The organism is Microvirga lenta, from assembly GCF_020532555.1.
Classification (GTDB): Bacteria; Pseudomonadota; Alphaproteobacteria; order Rhizobiales; family Beijerinckiaceae; genus Microvirga; species Microvirga lenta.
Genome location: NZ_JAJBBR010000002.1, coordinates 269290 through 288921, shown reverse-complemented (window position 1 = coordinate 288921; position 19632 = coordinate 269290). Strand labels below are relative to the sequence as shown.

16 protein-coding genes are annotated in these 19632 nt (G+C 67.6%); 10 read left to right on the top strand and 6 right to left on the bottom strand.

Annotated elements, in window-relative coordinates; all coding sequences use genetic code 11:
- The first annotated feature begins 1 nt into the window (after position 1).
- Complete coding sequence (locus LGR44_RS04375) at positions 2-2173, top strand: family 1 glycosylhydrolase (protein ID WP_226737646.1); 2172 nt, start codon at positions 2-4, stop codon at positions 2171-2173.
- Positions 2174-2302: 129 nt separating this feature from the next.
- Here the strand turns inward: LGR44_RS04375 and LGR44_RS04370 are convergent, their stop codons facing one another.
- Positions 2303-5053 carry a glycoside hydrolase family 2 protein gene (locus tag LGR44_RS04370; protein ID WP_226737644.1) on the bottom strand — a complete coding sequence of 917 codons (2751 nt, stop codon included), beginning with the start codon at positions 5051-5053 and terminating at the stop codon, positions 2303-2305.
- A 353-nt stretch (positions 5054-5406) separates the two neighbouring features.
- Between LGR44_RS04370 and LGR44_RS04365 the strand changes: the two genes are divergently transcribed.
- The 6 genes from LGR44_RS04365 (at position 5407) to LGR44_RS04340 (ending at position 12561) form a co-directional block, all read left to right on the top strand.
- The gene (locus LGR44_RS04365) at positions 5407-5691 is read left to right on the top strand and encodes a hypothetical protein (protein WP_226737642.1); all 285 of its coding nucleotides are present in this window, start codon (positions 5407-5409) and stop codon (positions 5689-5691) included.
- A gap of 144 nt (positions 5692-5835) precedes the next feature.
- Positions 5836-8382 carry a DUF3772 domain-containing protein gene (locus LGR44_RS04360; RefSeq protein ID WP_226737640.1) on the top strand — a complete coding sequence of 849 codons (2547 nt, stop codon included), beginning with the start codon at positions 5836-5838 and terminating at the stop codon, positions 8380-8382.
- A complete protein-coding gene (locus LGR44_RS04355; protein ID WP_226737638.1) occupies positions 8379-8873 on the top strand; it encodes a CAP domain-containing protein in 495 nt (164 codons plus the stop codon). Before LGR44_RS04360 ends, LGR44_RS04355 begins: the two co-directional genes overlap by 4 nt.
- A gap of 232 nt (positions 8874-9105) precedes the next feature.
- Positions 9106-9735 carry an FMN-binding negative transcriptional regulator gene (locus LGR44_RS04350; protein ID WP_226737636.1) on the top strand — a complete coding sequence of 210 codons (630 nt, stop codon included), beginning with the start codon at positions 9106-9108 and terminating at the stop codon, positions 9733-9735.
- A gap of 53 nt (positions 9736-9788) precedes the next feature.
- A complete protein-coding gene (locus LGR44_RS04345; protein WP_226737634.1) occupies positions 9789-11597 on the top strand; it encodes a glucan ABC transporter ATP-binding protein/ permease in 1809 nt (602 codons plus the stop codon).
- A gap of 34 nt (positions 11598-11631) precedes the next feature.
- Positions 11632-12561 carry an alpha/beta fold hydrolase gene (locus tag LGR44_RS04340; RefSeq protein ID WP_226737631.1) on the top strand — a complete coding sequence of 310 codons (930 nt, stop codon included), beginning with the start codon at positions 11632-11634 and terminating at the stop codon, positions 12559-12561.
- On the opposite strand, the gene LGR44_RS04335 is transcribed toward LGR44_RS04340, so the two are convergent.
- From LGR44_RS04335 to LGR44_RS04325, 3 genes are read right to left on the bottom strand one after another with little or no spacing between them, the layout of a single operon-like run.
- Positions 12491-13822 (bottom strand): HlyC/CorC family transporter, encoded by a 1332-nt coding sequence (locus LGR44_RS04335; protein WP_226737630.1) that lies wholly within the window; start codon positions 13820-13822, stop codon positions 12491-12493. The genes LGR44_RS04340 and LGR44_RS04335 overlap by 71 nt on opposite strands.
- Positions 13819-14943, bottom strand: coding sequence for a 3-dehydroquinate synthase (aroB, locus tag LGR44_RS04330; protein WP_226737628.1), 1125 nt, complete (start codon positions 14941-14943; stop codon positions 13819-13821). The genes LGR44_RS04335 and aroB overlap by 4 nt, the downstream gene beginning before the upstream one ends.
- A 17-nt stretch (positions 14944-14960) precedes the next feature.
- Positions 14961-15587, bottom strand: a complete 627-nt coding sequence (locus tag LGR44_RS04325) for a shikimate kinase (RefSeq protein WP_226737625.1) — start codon at positions 15585-15587, stop codon at positions 14961-14963.
- Between the two features lie 139 nt (positions 15588-15726).
- Between LGR44_RS04325 and LGR44_RS04320 the strand changes: the two genes are divergently transcribed.
- Positions 15727-15876, top strand: a complete 150-nt coding sequence (locus LGR44_RS04320; protein WP_226737623.1) for a histidine kinase — start codon at positions 15727-15729, stop codon at positions 15874-15876.
- Positions 15873-16805, top strand: coding sequence for a site-specific tyrosine recombinase XerD (gene xerD, locus LGR44_RS04315; protein WP_226737621.1), 933 nt, complete (start codon positions 15873-15875; stop codon positions 16803-16805). The genes LGR44_RS04320 and xerD overlap by 4 nt, the downstream gene beginning before the upstream one ends.
- 9 nt (positions 16806-16814) lie before the next feature.
- On the opposite strand, the gene metW is transcribed toward xerD, so the two are convergent.
- Both metW and metX read right to left on the bottom strand, forming a co-directional pair.
- Positions 16815-17459 (bottom strand): methionine biosynthesis protein MetW, encoded by a 645-nt coding sequence (gene metW, locus LGR44_RS04310; protein WP_226737619.1) that lies wholly within the window; start codon positions 17457-17459, stop codon positions 16815-16817.
- Positions 17456-18625 (bottom strand): homoserine O-acetyltransferase MetX, encoded by a 1170-nt coding sequence (gene metX, locus LGR44_RS04305; protein ID WP_226737617.1) that lies wholly within the window; start codon positions 18623-18625, stop codon positions 17456-17458. Before metX ends, metW begins: the two co-directional genes overlap by 4 nt.
- A gap of 155 nt (positions 18626-18780) precedes the next feature.
- On the opposite strand from metX, the gene LGR44_RS04300 reads away from it, so the two are divergent.
- Positions 18781-19614 (top strand): chorismate mutase, encoded by an 834-nt coding sequence (locus LGR44_RS04300; RefSeq protein ID WP_226737614.1) that lies wholly within the window; start codon positions 18781-18783, stop codon positions 19612-19614.
- Positions 19615-19632 lie beyond the last annotated feature (18 nt).

The following is a 19632-nucleotide window of genomic DNA, read 5'->3' as shown; positions in this document are numbered from 1 at the left end:
GATGAGAGAACCGTTGGAGCTTTGGGGCGGAATCGAATGTACTATCGCAAGAATAGGCGATGACTTCCGCGACCAAAGCCTCGAGACGGGACATCGCGACCGGATCGAGGATCTCGACCGGATCGCAGCCCTCGGTATACGGACAGTTCGGTATCCGGTGCTCTGGGAGGCCATCTCACCCTCCTCTCCGGACGAGGCGGATTTCTCCTGGCACGACACGCGCATCGCCCGGCTGCAGGAACTCGGCATCCGGGCGATTGCCGGCCTTTGCCACCACGGCAGCGGGCCGAGCTATACCGACATGCTCGATCCGGCCTGGCCGGAGCTGCTGGCCCGTCACGCGGCCAACGTGGCGGAGCGCTATCCGCACCTCGATCTCTACACGCCCGTCAACGAACCCCTGACCACGGCCCGGTTCTCGGGGCTCTACGGCCATTGGTATCCGCACGGCACGAGCGACGAGACGTTTCTCAAGATCCTGGTGAACGAATGCAAGGCGACGCTTCTGTCCATGCGCGCCATCCGCAAGTTCCGGCCCGATGCCCAGCTCGTCCAGACGGACGACATGGGCAAGACCTTCTCCACCCCCACGCTCGCCTACCAGGCCGAGCACGAGAACCAGCGCCGCTTCCTCAGTTTCGACCTGCTCTGCGGCATGGTCGACCGCGACCATCCCTGGTGGCCGGTCCTCCTTAGGAACGGCGTGGATCAGGCTGATCTCGAGCTTCTGCTGGAGGGCGATGCCGCGCCGGACATCATCGGCATCAACCATTACCTCACCAGCGAGCGGTATCTGGACGAGCGCATGGCCCGCTATCCCGAGCACCATTGGGGCGGCAACGGCAGGCACCGATATGCGGATGCCGAGGCTGTCCGCATGCCCTTGCCGCCCGAGGATCTCGGCCCTGCCGCCCGGCTGCGCGAGGTCTGGGAACGCTACCGGCGGCCCATGGCCGTCACCGAGGCCCATCACGGCAGCACTCGCGACGACCAGCTCCGCTGGCTCGTGGAGGTGTGGAAAGGTGTCGAGACCCTGCGCGACGAGGGGGCCGACATCCGCGCCGTGACGGTCTGGTCGCTCTTCGGCGCCGTCGACTGGAACAGCCTGCTGACCAGGCGCAACGGCTTCTACGAGCCGGGACCTTTCGACGTGCGGGCTCCCGAGCCCCGGCGCACGGCTCTGGCTCATGCGGCCGAGGCGCTCGCCAAGACGGGCTCGTTCGATCACCCGGTTCTCGACCGTGCCGGCTGGTGGAAGCGCGACATCCGCTTCTATCGTCCGCCGGCACGGAAATCGAATGCCTGCCGCCTCGTCGGCGCGCCGCGCCAGCTCCTGATCACGGGCGCCACCGGAACCCTCGGGCGCGCCTTCTCCCGCCTCTGCGATTTCCGCGGCCTCGACCACACCCTGCTCTCCCGCAACGACATGAACATCGCGGATCCGGCAAGCGTGAAGGCCGCTCTCGCCTGCCACAGGCCCTGGGCGGTCATCAATACGGCCGGCTACGTGCGGGTCGCACAGGCCGAGGACGAGCCCGAACGCTGCTTTCGCGAGAATGCGGTCGGCGCCCATGTCCTGGCGCAGGCCTGCGCCGATCTCGGCATTCCCCTCGTGACCTTCTCCTCCGACCTCGTCTTCGACGGTTCGCTGGACCGCGCCTATGTGGAAAGCGACGAGGTCAATCCCACGACCGTCTATGGGGCCAGCAAGGCCGAGGCGGAGCGCCTCGTCCTGTCGGCCCACGACAAGGCCCTGGTCATTCGCACGAGCGCCTTCTTCGGCCCCTGGGACCGCTACAACTTCGTCTGGTCGATCCTGAACACCCTGAGCCGCGGCGAGGCGGTGGAGGCCAGCGCAGACAGCGTCTCTCCCACTTACGTGCCGGATCTCGTGAATACGTCCCTCGACCTGCTGATCGACGGCGGCACCGGCCTCTGGCACATGGCCAATCTCGGGGAAACCTCCTGGCGCGACCTGGCCGCCATGGCGGCCGAGCGGGCGGGGTTCGATCCGGCCCTCGTGGCGGCGGCGGAAGACAGGCCCACCTTCAGCACGGCCCTCTCCACCGAACGCGGCATCCTCATGCCGAGCCTGGAGAGCGCCCTCGATCGGTTCTTCGCCGAGAACGAGGTCGATTGGTCGGCAGATGCCATGAAGCTCGCGGCCGAGTAATCCCGCACCCGAACCCGCTTCGGCAGGAAAAGCGATGGCCGGTCTCCGCCGGCCATTTTTCTTGCGCGTAAAAAAAGCGGCGCAGGGTTCTCCCTGCGCCGCTCGCGTTTGGAAACAACGAAGGGAGCCTCAGGCCGCCGCTTCGGCTGCCCGCACGGCCTCTTCGAGACGGGGCGACCGCGATTCCACGGCGAGCTCCGTCAGGGCATCCAGCAGCGTCGTCGCGGTGGGATCGGCCATCGGCTCGTCCCGAAGCAGGCGCAGCGTGGAGGCGACGAGGCGTCCGCGTCCGTAGGAGCGTTCCACGCCCAGGGCCACCGGCTTGTGGATCCAGCCGACCACGAGGCCTGCGAAGACACGGGCCTGGAAGTCGAGCAGGTTGCAGCCCGAAATCACGTGGTCGGGCAGCACCCGGTCCATGGTCTCGTCGAGGAGCGGTCCGGAGGGGAAGCGGGCGAAATGGCCCGAGCGCCTCAGCCAGCCGAAGGAGGAGGCCCAGTCGCCCGACCAGAGGGTGCCGGCGCGGGCCTGCACCTTCACGGCCTGCCAGTGCGGGAAGAACGGATAAAGGCTCATGTCCTCCTCAGGCAGGAGCAGGAGCTTCGCGCCCTGGCGCACGTGGTCCACGATCGCCTTGTTGTGGGTGCGCGAGACGATCATCGTCGATTCCTCGAGCGCACGGGCCGGGGTGTAGCCCAGGGCCCGGAACCGCTCGCGGATGTCCTCGTCCGGCGCCCAGACCAGCTCGCGCGAGTAGACCGGCCGGCCGCGCTTCGGGTGGATCGCCAGGTCGAAGTGGTTGTGCGAGATCAGGCGCCCGTCGGACGAGCGGATGTCGAAGCTGATGCGGCGGAGATCCGGCTCGCTCATCTCCGGCAGCGGCACCTCCACCCGGCCGAGATCGAGCACGTGGGGAGCCTCGATGCGCGGAAGGGGCAGGCGCTGCGTCTCGCCGCAGATGCTGATCTCGAGCTGGCAATCCTCCAGGACCGGACCGGCGCCGTGGGCGATGGAAAGGTGAAGGCCCGCCTTCTCGCCGGACCAGTAGGAGGCACGCTCCCATTTGGGCACGATCACCGTGTCCGAGTTGACGATGTGGAAGAGCTCGTGGAACACGCGGGTGTTGCGGCGCATGTCGAGAAGCCCGTTCGACTCCCAGTGGCAGTCGTGCAGCTCGGTGATGACGTAGCCCGCCAGGTTCGGCTTCCGGCGCATCGCCTCGATCTCGTATTTCAGCGCGCGGAACTGCTGCCACTGCGCGGCGATGACGAAGCGGCGGAGGTCGCCGAAGACGCGGTCCAGACTCCAGTCGGAGAAGCGGTTCTCGACCCCGTGGGCGTACATCACGCCCTCGCCCCAGTCGTGGCCGGTCTCGAACCACCACGGCTCCTCGCCCTTCGCGTCGCGCAGGTCCTTCGGATAGGGCAGGCCCCAGTTGCCGAACTCTGAGCACATGAGCGGCTCGCGCCCCGTGATCACCGCATCTCCATGCGGCGAGTAGAGCCAGGAGGCGCGGTTCGACAGTTCGTCCACGAACTGGTCCCACTGGTCCCGGTGGTCGGGATAGGCAGCGTAGAAGTGATAGTCCGCGATGTCGGATTCCACGTGGAAGCTCGGCGCGAGCGGCGAGTTGTCGACCACGAGGCGCATCGGATCGTAGGCCTTGAGCCAGGCGAAGGTGCGCTTCAGCCAGTCGCGGTGATCCGCGTCGTTGACGAGGTCGACGCCCCAGTTCTCGTTGATGATCGTCCAGATGATGATGGACGGGTGGTTCACGTCGCGGTCGACGATGCCCTTCAGGAGCTTTTCCTTGCGTCCACGGGAGCGGTCCGTCGCCATGCCGCCGTTGGGAAGCTCCGTCCAGATGAGCATGCCCATGCGGTCGGCGACGTCGTAATAACGCGGGTCGGCCGCCTTGATGTGGCAGCGCAGGCAGTTGAGGCCGAGTTCCTTCGCCTTGCGGAACTGGTCCTCCAGAAACTCCACCGAGGGTACGGTGCAGATCGTGTCCGGGTAGTAGTCCTGATCGAGCGCGGCGCGCAGATAGAGCGGCTCGCCGTTGAGGTAGAACTTGCCGTTGCGGGTTTCGATGGTGCGGAAGCCGAACCGGTCCGTGATCTCGTCCTTCACCTCGTCGTCCCGGATGAGCTCCAGGCGAACCTCGTACAGGTTCGGCTCGTCCGGCGACCAGGACTTGACGTCGGCGACCGTGAATTCGAACGGCATGCTGGTCACGCCGACCTGCGTCTCGTGCATCTCGTCGAGAACGACCTCGCCGGACGGGCCGCGAACCTCGATGCGGATCTGCGTCGCGCTGGTGAGCGGCCGGGCGAAGAACACCCCCGACGTCACCCGGCCCGTCTCCCGGTTGGGGACCAGGCGAACCCGGCTCATGTGGTCGGTGATGCGCCGCTCGAGGTAGACGGACTGCCAGATGCCCGACAGGGGGCCGTACCAGCTCTGCTTGCCGAACGGGATTTCAGCGAAGGGCGAATCCGGGAACTCGGCCGGGTTGTCGGTCGGCGAGTCGACGCGCACCTTGATCTCGTTGGGACCGGGCTTGAGGAAGCTCGTCACGTCGAAGGAGAAGGGCAGGAAGCCGCCTTCATTCGTGCCGACCTGCTCGCCGTTGATGAAGACCCGCGAGTTGTGGAACACCGCGCCGAAGCGCAGCCATATAGTGTCGTGCAGCCACTCTTCCGCGATCTCGATCGTCCGGCGGTAGATGCCGATGCCGGCACGCATGCGAAGGTCTGAAAACTGAGCCTGCCAGGGACTTGGCACGACGATTTGGCGAACTTCGGCCGGGCCTGACAGCCGGTCATCCGCCACGTGCAAAAATTCCCAGGTTCCATCCAGGCTGATGCGATTGTCGTGCATGACAACTCCTTGAATCAGGGATTACCCAAGGGCGTCCAAAACGGCGAAAACATGGCTGAGGGGCGAAGATCGCGCAGCGGCGCGCGGCCTGCATCATCGCGCCGCGTCTGCTCCTCTTCGGTCGGTCCAACCATAGGCCCCTCGTCCCTGAACATAGTTTATGTAGCCCGTTCCGGAACAACGGCCAGGAACGATCTTGGATCCAGCCGACCGGGGCGATGGCGGACGATTTCCTGAAGCGGAAAACCCGCTGAAGATCGGGGCGGGTCAGGAACCCCCTTTCCGATCTGGCGTTCCCCTCACACAGCCGAGCCTCCCGGCTCGCCCCACCCTGCTTTTTCAATGAGGCTCATATGCGCAAAATCGTTCCTGATGATCGTTCCCGGCAAGGGGCGTCCGGCCGCCCGGTCCTGGGCGTTCTGATCGGCGCTCTGGCCCTCCTCGCCGTGATCGGCGCCGGATACATGATCTGGGTCGGCGCGACCTCTCCCGACAATCCGAGCCAGGAGGCATCCCGCGAGGCGGTGACCGGCTCCCCGTCCGGCGCGGGAGCCAACCCGACGGATCGGATCTCTCCGGCCAACCCGGCCTATCCGGTGCCGGCGGAGCCTTCGGCGACGGGCGCGACCAACCAGTAAGATAGCTTTCCCTTGCGGAAGCGGCCGGGAACGATGTTGTTCATCGCTCCCGGCTTTTTCTTGCCTTGCGCCTGACGGGCGGCGAGTTTTCGCCTCAATGATTCGCATAACCGGCCCGCAAGGGTTTGCGACGAGGCGGACTGAATGACGACTTCCGGAATGCGGCGGCTCCTCGGGGCCGCCTTGGTCACGTTGGGCCTCGCGGCAGGCGGCTTCGCCGCTGCGCAGCAGGCTCCCGCTCCCGTAGCGCCTCCGCCCGCGCAGACCCAGCCTCAGACGCCGCCCGCAGCAACCCCGCCGGCTCCCGCCGCGGAGGCTCCGGCGCTCTCCGCCGACACGCGGCAGGCCCGCGCCCGGCTCGACGGGTACAAGGCCGATCTCGACCAGAAGGAGCTCGCCCTCGAAGGCCGTGTCCTGTCGGACGCGGACCTCCAGAACCTCCGCCAGCAGATCGAGCCCATGATCGCCGACATCCGGGCGGTGATCGACGAGCAGGCCCCGAGGCTCGAGACCAGCCGGGCGCGGCTGGCCCAGCTCGGGCCGAAGCCGAAGGAGGGCGAGCCCGAGGAAAGCGCCGACGTGGCCCGGGACAGGAGCGAGCGCGAGGCCGCCGTGGCCGAACTTGACGAGACCCAGCGGCTCGGACGCGCCCGCCTCGTCCAGGCCGAGCAGCTCATCACGAAGATCAGCGATCAGCGCAGGGCCGGTTTCACCCGTGCGCTCTTCGCGCAGAGCGAGGGGCTCCTCAGCCCGGATCTGTGGATGGACGCAATCCACGCCATCCCGCGCGAGCTGCGGGCGCAGCGGATCACCTTCTCCGACACTCTCGGTCAGCTCCAGCGCAACACCACCCTCGGCGTTCTCCTGATCCTCGGCCTCGCGGTCGGCGTCGGCATCGCTCTCTATGCGGGACGGCGATCCCTCGCCCCCCGGGTGGTGAGGCGGGATCCGTCGATCACCGAGCCGACCCGCCGCCGTCGCCTGCTGGCGGCTCTCGGCGTCCTGCTGCTCGGGGCGATCCCGGCGATTGCCGGAAGCTGGATCGTCTGGGTGGCTTTCAATTCCGCCGACATCTTTCCGCCTCGCCTGGAGCAGGTGGTCGGGACGCTCCTGCGCGGCATCGCCTTCATCGCCTTCGTCCGCGCGCTGATCGACGCGGTTCTCGCGCCGGAGCGGCCGTCCTGGCGGCTCATTCCGGTTACGGACGCCTCCGCGGCGCGGATCATGAGCTTCTCCGTGACGCTCGCGACGGTCATGGTCGTCGGCAAGGTGTTCGACTCCTTCAACCAGGCCATCGCGGCGGCCCTGCCGATCACGGTCATCACCCGCGCGGTCTTCGCGCTCGCCTCGGCCCTGATCTTCGCCGAGCTGCTGCGCCGGTTCGCCGCGAGAGCGAGCCGCGAGGAGGCCTGCCTCGGACCCTACGTGCCGCAGGAGGTGGATGTCGGCGGGCCGATCCGGACATTGGGCTGGTTCGTCGTCGCGCTCATCGTCGGCAGCGTGCTCGGCGGCTATGTGGCGCTGGCCTCCTTCCTGGTCGATCAGGTGGTCTGGATCTCGATCATCCTGGCCCTTCTGATCCTCGCCATCGCCCTGGCCGACGAGTTCATCGCCGGATCCCTGAGGGGGGAGAGCCGCATCGCCACGACGCTTCAGGCGAATACGGGTCTGCGCCGCCGCTCCCTCGAACAGATCGGCGTTCTGGGCAGCGGTGTCGCCCGTCTGTGCCTCATCATCATGGCGGGTCTGCTGGTGCTGGCGCCCTGGGGCATCGAATCCACCGATCTGGTCGGGTCCCTGAGAGCCGTGTTCTTCGGGTTCAGTGTCGGCGACGTGACCATCTCCCTGTCGGCGATCCTGATCGCGGCCCTGCTCTTCACGGTCGGCGTCATCATCACGCGGCTGATCCAGCGCTGGCTCGACAATACCTTCCTGCCGGCCACCGATCTCGATGCGGGCCTGCGCAACTCGATCCGCACGGCGGCAGGCTATGTGGGCTTCATCGCGGCCACGGTGGTGTCCTTCACCTATCTGGGCCTCAGTCTCGAGCGGCTGACCATCGTCGCAGGCGCCCTCTCGGTCGGTATCGGTTTCGGTCTTCAATCCATCGTCAACAACTTCATCTCGGGCCTGATCCTGCTCTGGGAGCGGCCGATCCGCGTGGGCGATCTCGTGGTGGTGGGCGACGGGGAGGGCTATGTGCGCCGGATCAACGTCCGCTCGACGGAGATCCAGACCGGAGACCGCTCGACCCTGATCGTGCCGAACTCGAACCTCATCTCCGGCATCGTCCGCAACCGGGTCCGCAACGACCGGGTAGGGCGCGTGCTGGTGTCGGTTCCGGTCCCACGCGCCACCTCGGACCCAGACCAGGTGGCGGAGATCATGCGCCGTGCCGCGCTCGCCCATCGCGAGGTCATGAGCGAGCCGCCGCCGCGGGTGTTCTTCAAGAAGGCGACCGAGAACACGATCGACTTCGACCTGATCTGCTTCGTCGACGACATCGACGCCACCGGGCGGGTGTCGAGCGACCTCTACTTCGACATCTTCCGCGAACTGAGGAGGATCGGCGCTCCGCCGGCGCCGTCCGCTGCTCCGCCGGAGGAGCAGGGCGATGCCGGCAAGGAGCCCAAGAGCAGGGATTACGAGGATGAAGCCTTAACCCTTCTCAAGGATAAGTCTTCCGTATGAAACACCTCGCCCTCACCGGACTCGCCGTGCTCGGTCTTGCGGCCTGCCAGAGCCAGCCGCGCCCCGTCGCCAACCGGACGCCCAGCTTCTATCTCTCGATGGCCAAGGCCGACGCGGTGGTGGATGCGGCGGCGGCGCGGGACATGATCAGCGCCTACCGCCGGAACAACGGCCTCGGGCCCCTGACCATCGACCCCGGCCTGCAGGCGGCGGCGGAAGCGGAGGCGAACGCCATGGCAGGGGCCGACAAGCCGAGCTCCGCCGACGCCCTGAAGGCCCGCCTCGCCGCGTCGGGCTTCAAGGCTCCGGCGGCCAATCTCTCGGCCGGCTACCACACGGTGGCGGAAGCCTTCTCGGGCTGGCGGGAAAGCCCCCAGCACAACAGGGTGCTGCTCGACCCGCGCGCGACCCGGATCGGCATCGCGACGGCCTACCGGCCGAACTCGAAATACAAGGTGTACTGGGTGCTGGCCGTCGCGGCGGATTCCTGAAACGCTCCCGCGTTCAGGCTTGGCCGTTGACGCTGCGTCCGCGCAACGCTATAGCCGCGCCATGGTCATGACCCGCCAGCATTCGTCGCGACGCCGCGCCTTCTTCAAGGCCGGTTCGGTGACGCGCGCTTAAAGGGCAACCTCCCTCGTCGACATACCGAAACCGGCCGCTGGAGCGGTTGGTCCCTGTCGGCCCGAGCCTCCGGCCCCCCCTTCCTTCCGGAGACCTCCCATGTACGTCCATCCCGCCTTCAAAGCCGATCCCGACGCCAGCGCCGCCTTCCTCGCCGAGCGCGGCTTCGGCACCCTTGTCGCCGCCGGGGACGGATTTCCCGTCGCGGTCCATGTGCCGTTCCTGTTCGCCCCGTCCGGGACGGGTGGAGTGATCGAGCTGCATGTGGCCCGCGCCAATTCCATCCATGAGACCGTTGCCGCGAATCCGCGCGTTCTCGTCGCCTGCACAGGCCCCGACGCCTATGTTTCGCCCGACTGGTACGGCTCGGCGAACCAGGTCCCGACCTGGAACTACGTCGCCGTCCATGCGGTGGGGCGGGCCCAGCTCATGGACAAGGACTGGCTGCCCGGGCACCTGGAGCGCCTGTCCGCGAAATTCGAGGCCTGGTATCCCAAGAAGCCGTGGACATCGGGGGCCGTGGACCGGCAGCGGCTCGCCGCCATGATGAATGCGATTGTCGGGATCACCGTCGAGGTGGAGGATGTCCAGGGCAACTGGAAGCTCGGGCAGCACAAGGGCAGGGACGATCATGAGGGAGCCGTCGCCGGATTGCGGGCGCAGAACGATCCCGCCGCGACGGCGGTGGCCGACCTCATGGACCGGGCGCGGGGGATCGGCCATGTCTGAACAAAGGCTTGGCCGGGGAATTATCCCAAACATGGTCTTCAGGTAGTCCAGTCATGTGGTTGGTGCGACTCTACTCCCGTGTTCTCGGCCAGCTCGGCTCCGATCTGCGCCTCGGAGCCCTCCTGGCGCTCGCCAATGTGGCGCTCGCCATCTCGGCCTTTGCCGAGCCGATCCTGTTCGGGCGCATCATCGACGTCCTGACCGGGGCCCAGATCCCCGGCCGTCCGCCGATCACCCTGTCGGTCCTGATGCCCCTGATCCTGGCCTGGATCGCCTTCGGTTTCTTCACGATCGGGGCAGGGGTTCTCGTCGCGCTCCATGCCGACCGGCTGTCCCACCGCCGCCGCCTCGCGGTGGTGGCGAACTATTTCGAGCACGTCCTGGAACTGCCCCTGGCGTTCCACACCTCGACCCATTCCGGCCGCGTCCTCAAGGTCATGCTGGAGGGGTCGAACGGCATGGCCTGGCTCTGGCTGGGCTTCTTCCGCGAGCACCTCTCGGCCCTCGTCGCCCTCGGCGTCCTGCTTCCCCTGACGGTCTTCCTCAACTGGCGCCTCGGCCTGCTCCTCGTGGGCCTCGTCGTCGTCTTCACGATTCTCACCGCGATCGTGGTGCGCAAGACCGAGAGCCTGCAGGGCTCCGTGGAGCGCTACCATTCGAGCCTGGCGGAGCACGCCTCGGACGCGCTGGGCAACGTGCCGGTGATCCAGTCCTTCACCCGGGTCGAGGCGGAGACCCGCTCGCTGCGGACCATCATACAGCAGCTGCTCCAGGCCCAGAACCCGGTCCTGTCCTGGTGGGCCATCGCATCCGTGGCGTCCCGGGCGGCGGCGACCATCACGGTCACGGCGATCTTCCTGGTCGGCACGTGGCTCCACCTCAACGGCCTTGCCACCATCGGCGAGGTGGTGATGTTCATGAGCCTCGCCACCATGCTGATCGGGCGGCTGGAACAGGCGGTGAGCTTCGTCAACCAGCTCTTCATGCAGGCGCCGAAGATGGCGGAGTTCTTCGAGATCCTGGACACCGCCCCCGCCGTCCACGACCGCCCGAACGCCAAGAACGTGGAGCGCTTCGGAGGCGCCGTCGCCTTCGAGAACGTGAGCTTTTCCTATGACGGCAAGCGCTCCGCCGTGCAGGACGTGACCTTCGCCATCGCGCCCGGCGAGAACGTGGCGCTGGTGGGCTCCACGGGCTCGGGAAAGTCGACGACGCTCGGGCTCCTGCACCGTGCCTTCGATCCGCAATCGGGCTGCATCCGCATCGACGGCGACGACATCCGCGACATCACGCTCTCGTCCCTTCGCCGCAACATCGGCGTCGTGTTCCAGGAACCGATGCTGTTCGCCCGCACCATTCGCGAGAACCTGCAGGTCGGCAAGCCGGACGCCACGGACGAGGAGATGATCGAGGCGCTGGAGCGGGCCCAGGCCATCGAGTTCATCTCCCGTCAGGCGGATGGTCTCGACACCGTCATCGGTGAGCGGGGCCGCTCCCTCTCCGGCGGCGAGCGCCAGCGCCTGTCCATCGCCCGCGCCCTGCTCAAGAACCCGCCGATCCTGATCCTGGACGAGGCGACGAGCGCCCTCGACGCCGCCACGGAGCAGAAGCTGCAGAAGGCCCTGGACGAGGTCATGAAGGGACGCACCACCTTCGTCATCGCCCACCGCCTCGCCACCATCCGCAACGCCGACCGCATCCTCGTCTTCGATCAGGGGCGCGTCATCGAAAGCGGCACCTTCGACGAACTCGTGGCGAAGGGCGGCCGGTTCGCGGAACTCGCCAGGGCCCAGTTCATGGCCTCCGAGGAGGGGCCCGCGCGAAAGAGGAAGCCGAGACTGGCTTCCGTGACCGAAGGGTGAGAAGCTTTCGGTCCTTCACAGGAGGGGATGTCCCATGGCACAGGCGACCCAGAAGCTGAACATTCCCGGATGGTCGGGATCGGCCTCCACCTCTCAGCGCAAGGTCAACGGCGTTCTCCTCCATTACGTCGAGGCCGGAGCCGCGGATGCTCCGCTCGTCATCCTCCTGCACGGCTTTCCCGATTTCTGGTGGGGCTGGCGGCTCCAGATCGGCCCGCTGGCCGATGCGGGCCTGCGTGTCGTGGCGCCGGATCAGCGCGGCTACAATCTCAGCGGCAAGCCCCTCGGCGTGCGCGCCTACGACCTCGACATCCTGGCGGCCGACATCGTCGCCCTCGCCGATTCCCTCGGCGCCTCGCGGTTTCGCCTCGTGGGGCACGATTTCGGCGGGATCGTCGCATGGCAGATCGCGATGCGGCACCCGGAGCGGGTGGAGCGCCTCGTCGTCATCAACGCGCCGCACCCGGACGTCTTCGGCTCATACCTGCTCCGGCATCCGACCCAGGTGATGCGCAGCCTCTATGCAGGCTTCTTTCAGCTGCCCCTGATGCCCGAGGCCACCCTGTCGGCGGGCAACTACGCCCTCCTGCGCCAGTCCCTCGTCGCCAGCAGCCAGAAGAACGTGTTCTCGTCCGCCGACCTCGATCGCTACGAGCGCGCCTGGGCCGAGCCGGGGGCGCTCACGGCCATGCTCAACTGGTACCGCGCGCTTCCGCGCAGGCCGGGCCGGAGGGATGCACGGGTCTCGGTGCCGACGACGGTGATCTGGGGATTGCGCGACCGCTTTCTGGAGAAGGGGCTGGCGGACGAGAGCCTCGCGCGGTGCGACGACGGCCAGTTCATCGGCTTCGACCGGGCCTCGCACTGGGTGCATCTGGAAGAGGCGGCGGCGGTCAATGCCGCTCTCGCCGCCTCCCTGAAGCCTGAAGCTCGTCAGCCTTCCGCACCATCGCCAGGGGTGTGATCCTGAGCGCCGTGATCCGGTTGCGGGACTTGCGCAGCACCTGGAAGCGGAAGCCGTGGAAGGTGAAGATCTGGCCCGCGTCCGGGATCGCCTGCGCCTCGTGAATGACGAGGCCCGCGATGGTGGTGGCCTCCTCGTCCGGCAGGTTCCAGTCCATGGCCCTGTTGAGGTCGCGCACCGGCACGGAGCCGTCCACGTTCACCGAGCCGTTGGGCTGCGGACGCACGCCCTGCACCGACAGGTCGTGCTCGTCCTTGATGTCGCCTACGATCTCCTCGAGGATGTCCTCCAGGGTCACGAGGCCCATCACCTCCCCGTATTCGTCCACCACGAGGGCGAAGTGGGTCTTCTTGGCGAGGAAGGCCTTGAGCTGGTCGCGCAGGGATGTCGTGTCGGGCACGAACCAGGTTTCGAGCGCGATGGCCTCCACCTTGAGCTTGCTCGCATCGCCGCCGACCGCATCGAGCGCCCGGAGCAGGTCCTTGGCGTGCAGCAAGCCGACGATGTTCTCCTGGCTGCCGCGCCAGAGCGGCATGCGGGTATAGGGCGAGGACAGGACCTCGCGCACGATCTCCTCCGAGGACAGGTCGGCGTTGATGGTGCGCATCTTCGTGCGGTGGACCATCACCTCCGAGACGGTCAGATCCTCCAGGTCGAGGAGGCCGCCCAGCATGTCGCGCTCCACCTTGGCGACGCCGCCCTCCTTGTGCAGGAGGGCGACCTGGCCGCGGATCTCCTCGCTGGCGGAGAGGATCGGCGTGTTCTCGCCGATCCGGATGCCGAAGGGCCGCAGCATGAGCCGCACCATCCGTTCGATGGCGATGGCGAGGGGCCCCAGCATCGCCACCACCCACGACATCGGCCGCGACATGAAGAGCGAGACCGTGTCGGGAGACGAGATGGCGATGGTCTTCGGCAGCACCTCGGCGAACACGATCACCAGCGCCGACATGATGATGGTGGCGTAGAGCGCACCCTCGTCGCCGAAGAGCGCGACCAGGACGCTGGTCGCGAAGGCGGAGACGCCGATATTGACGATGTTGTTGCCGATCAGCACGGTGCCGATGAAGCGCTCGCGCATTTCGAGCAGGCGGTTCACCAGCTTGGCGCGCTTGTCGCCGCCTTTTTCCAGAACCAGCATGCGGGAGCGGGATGCGCCCGTGAACGCGGTCTCGCTCGCCGAAAAGAACGCCGAGAGAAGAAGACAGACGACGACGACCAGGGCGGCCAGCCAGAGATCGCCGGAAGATTCTTCGATCATGATCGTGCTGCGCTGCTTTCACTCGTCAGGAAGGCCCGGACCTTGTCGATCCCGATGCCGGGGGCGATGAAGCTCTGCCCGATGCCCCGGGCAAGGATGAAGGTCAGGGCGCCGCCCTTCACCTTCTTGTCCTGCGCCATGGCGTCGAGAAGATCGTCGACCGTGCCGTATCCGCCGGGAACCTGGTTCAGGCGCGTGGGAAGTCCAGCGGCGGCGAGATGCGCCTCGACCCTTTCCGCGTCCGCCACCGGGCAGAGGCCGAGGGCGGCGGAGAAGCGGAAGGCCTGGGCCAGGCCGATGGCGACACCCTCGCCATGGACCAGACGCCCGGAATCGTAGCGGGTGATCCGCTCCATGGCATGGCCGAAGGTGTGGCCGAGATTGAGGAGCGCCCGGTCGCCGTCCTCCCTCTCGTCGCGAACCACCACGGCGGCCTTGGCCCGGCAGCTCTGCGCCACGGCCTCGTCGCGCTCGGGTCCGCCTGCGAACACGCCCTGCCAGTTGGCCTCGCACCAGGCGAAGAAGGCGGCATCGTCGATGAGGCCGTATTTCACCACCTCCGCATAGCCTGCCCGCATTTCCCGCAAGGGCAGGGTGTCGAGCAGGGCGGTATCGGCCAGGACGAGGCTCGGCTGATGGAAGGCGCCGACGAGGTTCTTGCCGTGGCGCGAATTGATGCCGGTCTTGCCGCCGACGGAGGAATCGACCTGGGACAGGAGGGTGGTCGGCACCTGGACGAACCGGACGCCCCGGCGGACCACCGCGGCCGCGAAGCCGGCGAGGTCGCCCACGACGCCACCGCCCAGGGCGACCACCAGGTCGCCCCGCTCGATCTTCGCCGCCAGAACCGCATCGCAGACCTGTTCCAGCGAGGCGTAGGACTTTGTGGCCTCGCCGGGAGCCACGGTGACGATGGCGGTGCGCAGGCCGTGCTGCCTCAGGGACGCTTCGAGAGCCTCGGCATAGAGGCGGCCGACATTCTCATCGGTCACGATGGCGGCCGCCCGGGCGCCGAGGGCTGCGATCCGCCGCCCGGCCTCGCCGACGAGGCCTCGCCCCACGAGGATGTCGTAGGCCCGGTCCCCGAGGGGAACGGGGACCGTGATGGATGCGTCGGGCATCCGCGCCGCCGCGCCGCTCAATGGGGAGCCCTCCCGCTCTTCTCCAGCCACTCCGTCAGGGCGTCGATGATCTCGGCCACGACCCGGTCGTGGGGCGCCTCGTGGGATTCCACGGTCAGATCGGCCAGGGCATAGATGGGGTGACGCTTTTCCATGAGCAGGCGCATGGTGCCCTCCGGGTCGGGATTCTGGAGCAGGGGGCGGGTGGCGCGCTTGCGGACACGGCGCATGAGCACGTCGAGATCGGCCCGCAGCCAGATGGAGATGCCGTTCTCGGCGATCCCGGCCCGGGTTTCCTCGTTCATGAAGGCCCCGCCGCCGGTGGCGAGCACCATCGGGCCCTCCTGGAGCAGACGGGCGATCACGCGCCGCTCCCCGTCCCGGAAATACTCCTCTCCGTGAATGGAGAAGATGTCGGGGATCGACATTCCCGCGGCGGACTCGATCTCGTTGTCGGCGTCCCGGAAGGGCAGGCCGAGTTTCTGGGCGAGGCGTCGTCCGACGGTACTCTTTCCGGCGCCCATGAGACCGACGAGCACGATGGATCGCGCGCCGAGCTGGCGGCTGATCGGGTGACCGCCCCGGCTCCCGGTGTCCTGCCCGCCGCCTTCATCGAGCGAATTGAAGCGGCTGATCTTGTTCATGGCTCAGTCCTAGCATGGGCCCGAGGCTCTGTCACAAGGGCGTTATCGCCGGGCCGGCCTAGAACTTGCGTAGGGTAAGGACTTGCCTTCCCGGCCCATGCGTGGTTGTAGCGGGATGCAACTGGAGGCTTCCGTTCCCGTGCCGACTTTATTCCGTTTTCTCATCGTCGTTGCCATTCTGGCAGGTCTGGGCTTTGCGGCCGTCTTCGCGCTCGCAACCCTCGTCGAGCCGGAGCCGCGTGAGATCACGGTTCCCATTCCGAGCAGCCGCCTGCCTCCGTCCTCATGAGCGGCGTCCGCCACGCCAATCTCTTTCTGGACATGCTCGCGGCCGAGCGTGGCGCTTCCAAGAACACGCTCGATGCCTATCGGCGCGACCTCGACGATTACCTGGCTTACCTGACCGAGGCCGGCACGGCGCCGGACAGCGCGAGTTCCACGACGATCCGGGGCTTCATGGCCAGCCTCGAGGAGCGCGGCCTCAAGGCCACCTCCGCCGCCCGCCGGCTCTCCGCCGTGCGGCAGTTCCACAAGTTTCTTTACGTGGAAGGCTACGCGCCGGCCGATCCGACCGCAGCCGTCTCCGCGCCCAAGCGCGGGCGGGTCCTGCCGAAGGTGCTGTCCGTCGATCAGGTCGACCGGCTGCTGCAGGTGGCCCACGAGGGGGCCGCCAATCCCGACGCGAGTCCGCCGGAGCGGATCCGGGCCCTGCGCATGGCCTGCCTGCTCGAGCTTCTCTATGCCACGGGCCTGCGCGTCTCCGAACTGATCGCGCTCCCCCGCAGCGCCGCCAAGACCCGGGAGCGATTCCTGGTCGTGCGCGGCAAGGGCGCGAAGGAGCGTCTCGTGCCCTTGACGGAGGCGGCCCGGGAGGCGGCGCGCTCCTACCTCGCCGCGCTGGAGCAGCAAGGCAAGGCGGTGGGCCCCTGGCTGTTCCCGGCCGACAGCGAGAGCGGCCATCTCACCCGGCAGGCCTTCGCCCGCGACCTGAAGGCGGTGGCCGCCGCCGCCGGGCTCCGGTCCGACAAGGTCAGCCCCCACGTCCTGCGCCATGCCTTCGCGAGCCATCTGCTCCAGAACGGCGCCGACCTGCGGGTGGTCCAGGAACTCCTCGGCCATTCCGACATCTCGACGACGCAGATCTACACCCACGTCCTGGACGAGCGCCTGAAGAGCATGGTGCGGGATCTTCATCCCCTGTCGTCGGGGGAGGGGTGAGGCCGGGCTTCAGCGCCGCTTGAGCAGGAACACCCCCTGCTCGCCGAGCAGGTTCCAGGCCCACCAGGGCAGGGTGACGCGGATCGGGCGCCCGCCCGCGTCGAGGGCGACGGCCTTCTCCATGGTCGCGCCGACTTCCCGGCACAGCTCCACGAAGTCGCGGATGGTGCAGAAATGGATGTTCGGCGTGTCGTACCAGGAATAGGGCATGTTCCGGGTCACCGGCATCCGGCCCCGGAAGAAGAGGTCGAACCGCACGCTCCAGTGGCCGAAATTCGGGAACGACACGATGGCCCGGCGCCCGATCCGCAGAAGATGTTCCAGCACGACCTTGGGCTGGCGCGTCGCCTGGATGGTCTGGGACAGGATCACGTAGTCGAAGGCGTCGTCCGGGTAATCGGCCAGGTCCGTGTCGGCGTCGCCCTGGATCACAGGCAGGCCCTTGGCGAGACAGGTGTTCACGCCCTCGCGGGAGATCTCGATCCCGCGCCCGTCGACGCCCTTGCGGTCGCGCAGGAGCGCCAGGAGCGAGCCGTCGCCGCAGCCGATGTCGAGCACCTTCGAGCCGGGCTCCACCATGTCGGTGACGAGGAGGAAGTCGAGGCGATGCCCGGCCCTGTCCTCGGTCGGGGTGAGGAAGGTGGCGGAGGTCATGCGATCCCCCGCGCCCGCGCCGCGGCGTCGATGAAGCCCTGTGCGGCGGCGAACATCTCAGGTTCCTCCAGAAGGAAGGCGTCGTGGCCCTTGTCGCTTTCCACCTCCACGAACCCCACGGAGGCCGCGGCCGCGTTGAGGGCGTGGACGATGGCGCGCGAATCGGAGGTAGGAAACAGCCAGTCGGAGGTGAACGAGATCACGCAGAAGCGGGTCGCCGAGCCCTTGAACGCCTTGGCGAGGCTTCCGCCGTGCTCGGCCGCGAGGTCGAAATAGTCCATCGCCCGCGTGACGTAGAGATAGGAGTTCGCGTCGAAGCGCTCCACGAAGGACAGGCCCTGGTAGCGCAGGTAGCTCTCGATCTGGAAATCCGCGTCGAACGAGAAGGTCGGCGCGTTCCGGTCCTGATAGTTGCGTCCGAACTTCCGGTGCAGGGCCATCTCGGAGAGATAGGTGATGTGCGCGCCCATGCGGGCGACCGCGAGGCCCTTCGAGGGCCGGGTCCCTTCGGTCAGGTAGCGTCCGCCGCGCCAGTCCGGATCGGCCATGACGGCCTGGCGGCCGACCTCGTGGAAGGCGATGTTCTGGGCCGAATGGCGCGCGGCCGTGGCGATCGGCAGGGCCGCGAAGACCCGGTCCGGGTAGCTCGCCGCCCATTGCAGCACCTGCATGCCGCCCATGGAGCCGCCGATGACGCAGAACAGGCTCTCGATCCCCAGCCGGTCGATCAGCGCCGCCTGGGCACGCACCATGTCGCGGATGGTGACCACGGGGAAGTCGAGGGCGTAGGGCTGGCCCGTGACGGGGTTGGTCGAGGCCGGACCCGTGGTGCCCATGCAGCCGCCGATCACGTTGGCGCAGATCACGAAGAAGCGGTCGGTGTCCACGGGCTTTCCGGGACCCACCATGGTGCTCCACCAGCCTGGCTTGCCGGTGAGCGGACTCACATTCGCCACGTGCTGATCCCCGGTCAGCGCATGGCAGATCAGGACCGCGTTGGACCTGTCCGCATTGAGCCGGCCGTAGGTCTGGTAGCCGATCTGCCAGGGGGCGAGGGGCACGCCCGCATCCATCATCAGCGGCTCGTCCGCGCCAAAGCGTGCGACCAGGCTCGACGGATCGTCGACCTGACTGCGCGGTTCGGGAGGTGGAGACAGACGGACCATGATGTTTGAAGAAACGCGTTCGATCTTCCGAACACCGGTAGTGCGGGCGGGCCGGGCCGTCAACGAACATAAAGACACGCCCAAGATGCGTCCGAGGCTTGGCAGCGGCGTTCGGGACTGCGAAAGAAGGACGCCCCTGTTCAGGATCGTCTTTCATGTCCACCGAGAAGCCCGCTCCCTCCCTTGCCGATCTGCGCCAGGAGATCGACCGCATCGACGAGACCATGCACCGGCTCCTGATGGAGCGCGGGACCATCATCGACCGCCTCATCGCCGTGAAGAAGACGTCTGAATCCGGCTCCGCCTTCCGGCCCGGGCGCGAGGCCTCGATGATGCGGGCGCTGGCGGAGCGCCACCAGGGCCTCCTGCCGCTCGACACGGTGGAGGGCATCTGGCGGGTCATCATCGCCACCTTCACCTATGTCCAGGCGCCCTATTCCGTCCATGCGGACGTCTCGGCGGGCGACGCGCCCATGCGCGATTCCGCCCGCTTCCATTTCGGCTTCACGGTGCCCTATCTCACCCATCCGAGCGCGGCGGCGGTGATCGAGGCGGTGGCGGCCTCGCGCGGGGATCTCGGCATCTTCCGGCTGGACCAGGGGGCGACCAGCGGCGCCTGGTGGCGGACGCTCGCCGACCGGGACCGGCCCAAGATCATCGCCCGGCTTCCCTTCATCGAGCGGCCCGACCACCCGGCCGGCACTCCGGTCTTCGTGATCTCGAAGCCGCTCGCGGACACGTCCCTGCGCGACGTGGTGCTCTACGCGGCGCAGTTCGAGCGCTGGCACCGGGGCGCCAACGAGGCGGTGGCGGAGCTTGGGGGCGAGGTGGTGGCGAGCGCCGCCGACGCCAACGGCCTGTCGGAGCTCATCGCCGTGCCCGGCACTGTCGAGCCCGCGCGCCTGCACGACGCCCTGACCGGAGCGGGCGCCAGCCTGTCGCAACTGGCCGAAGTCGGCATCCATGCCGAACGTTTCCGCGTGAAATGAACCGCAAGCTGCGCTAAA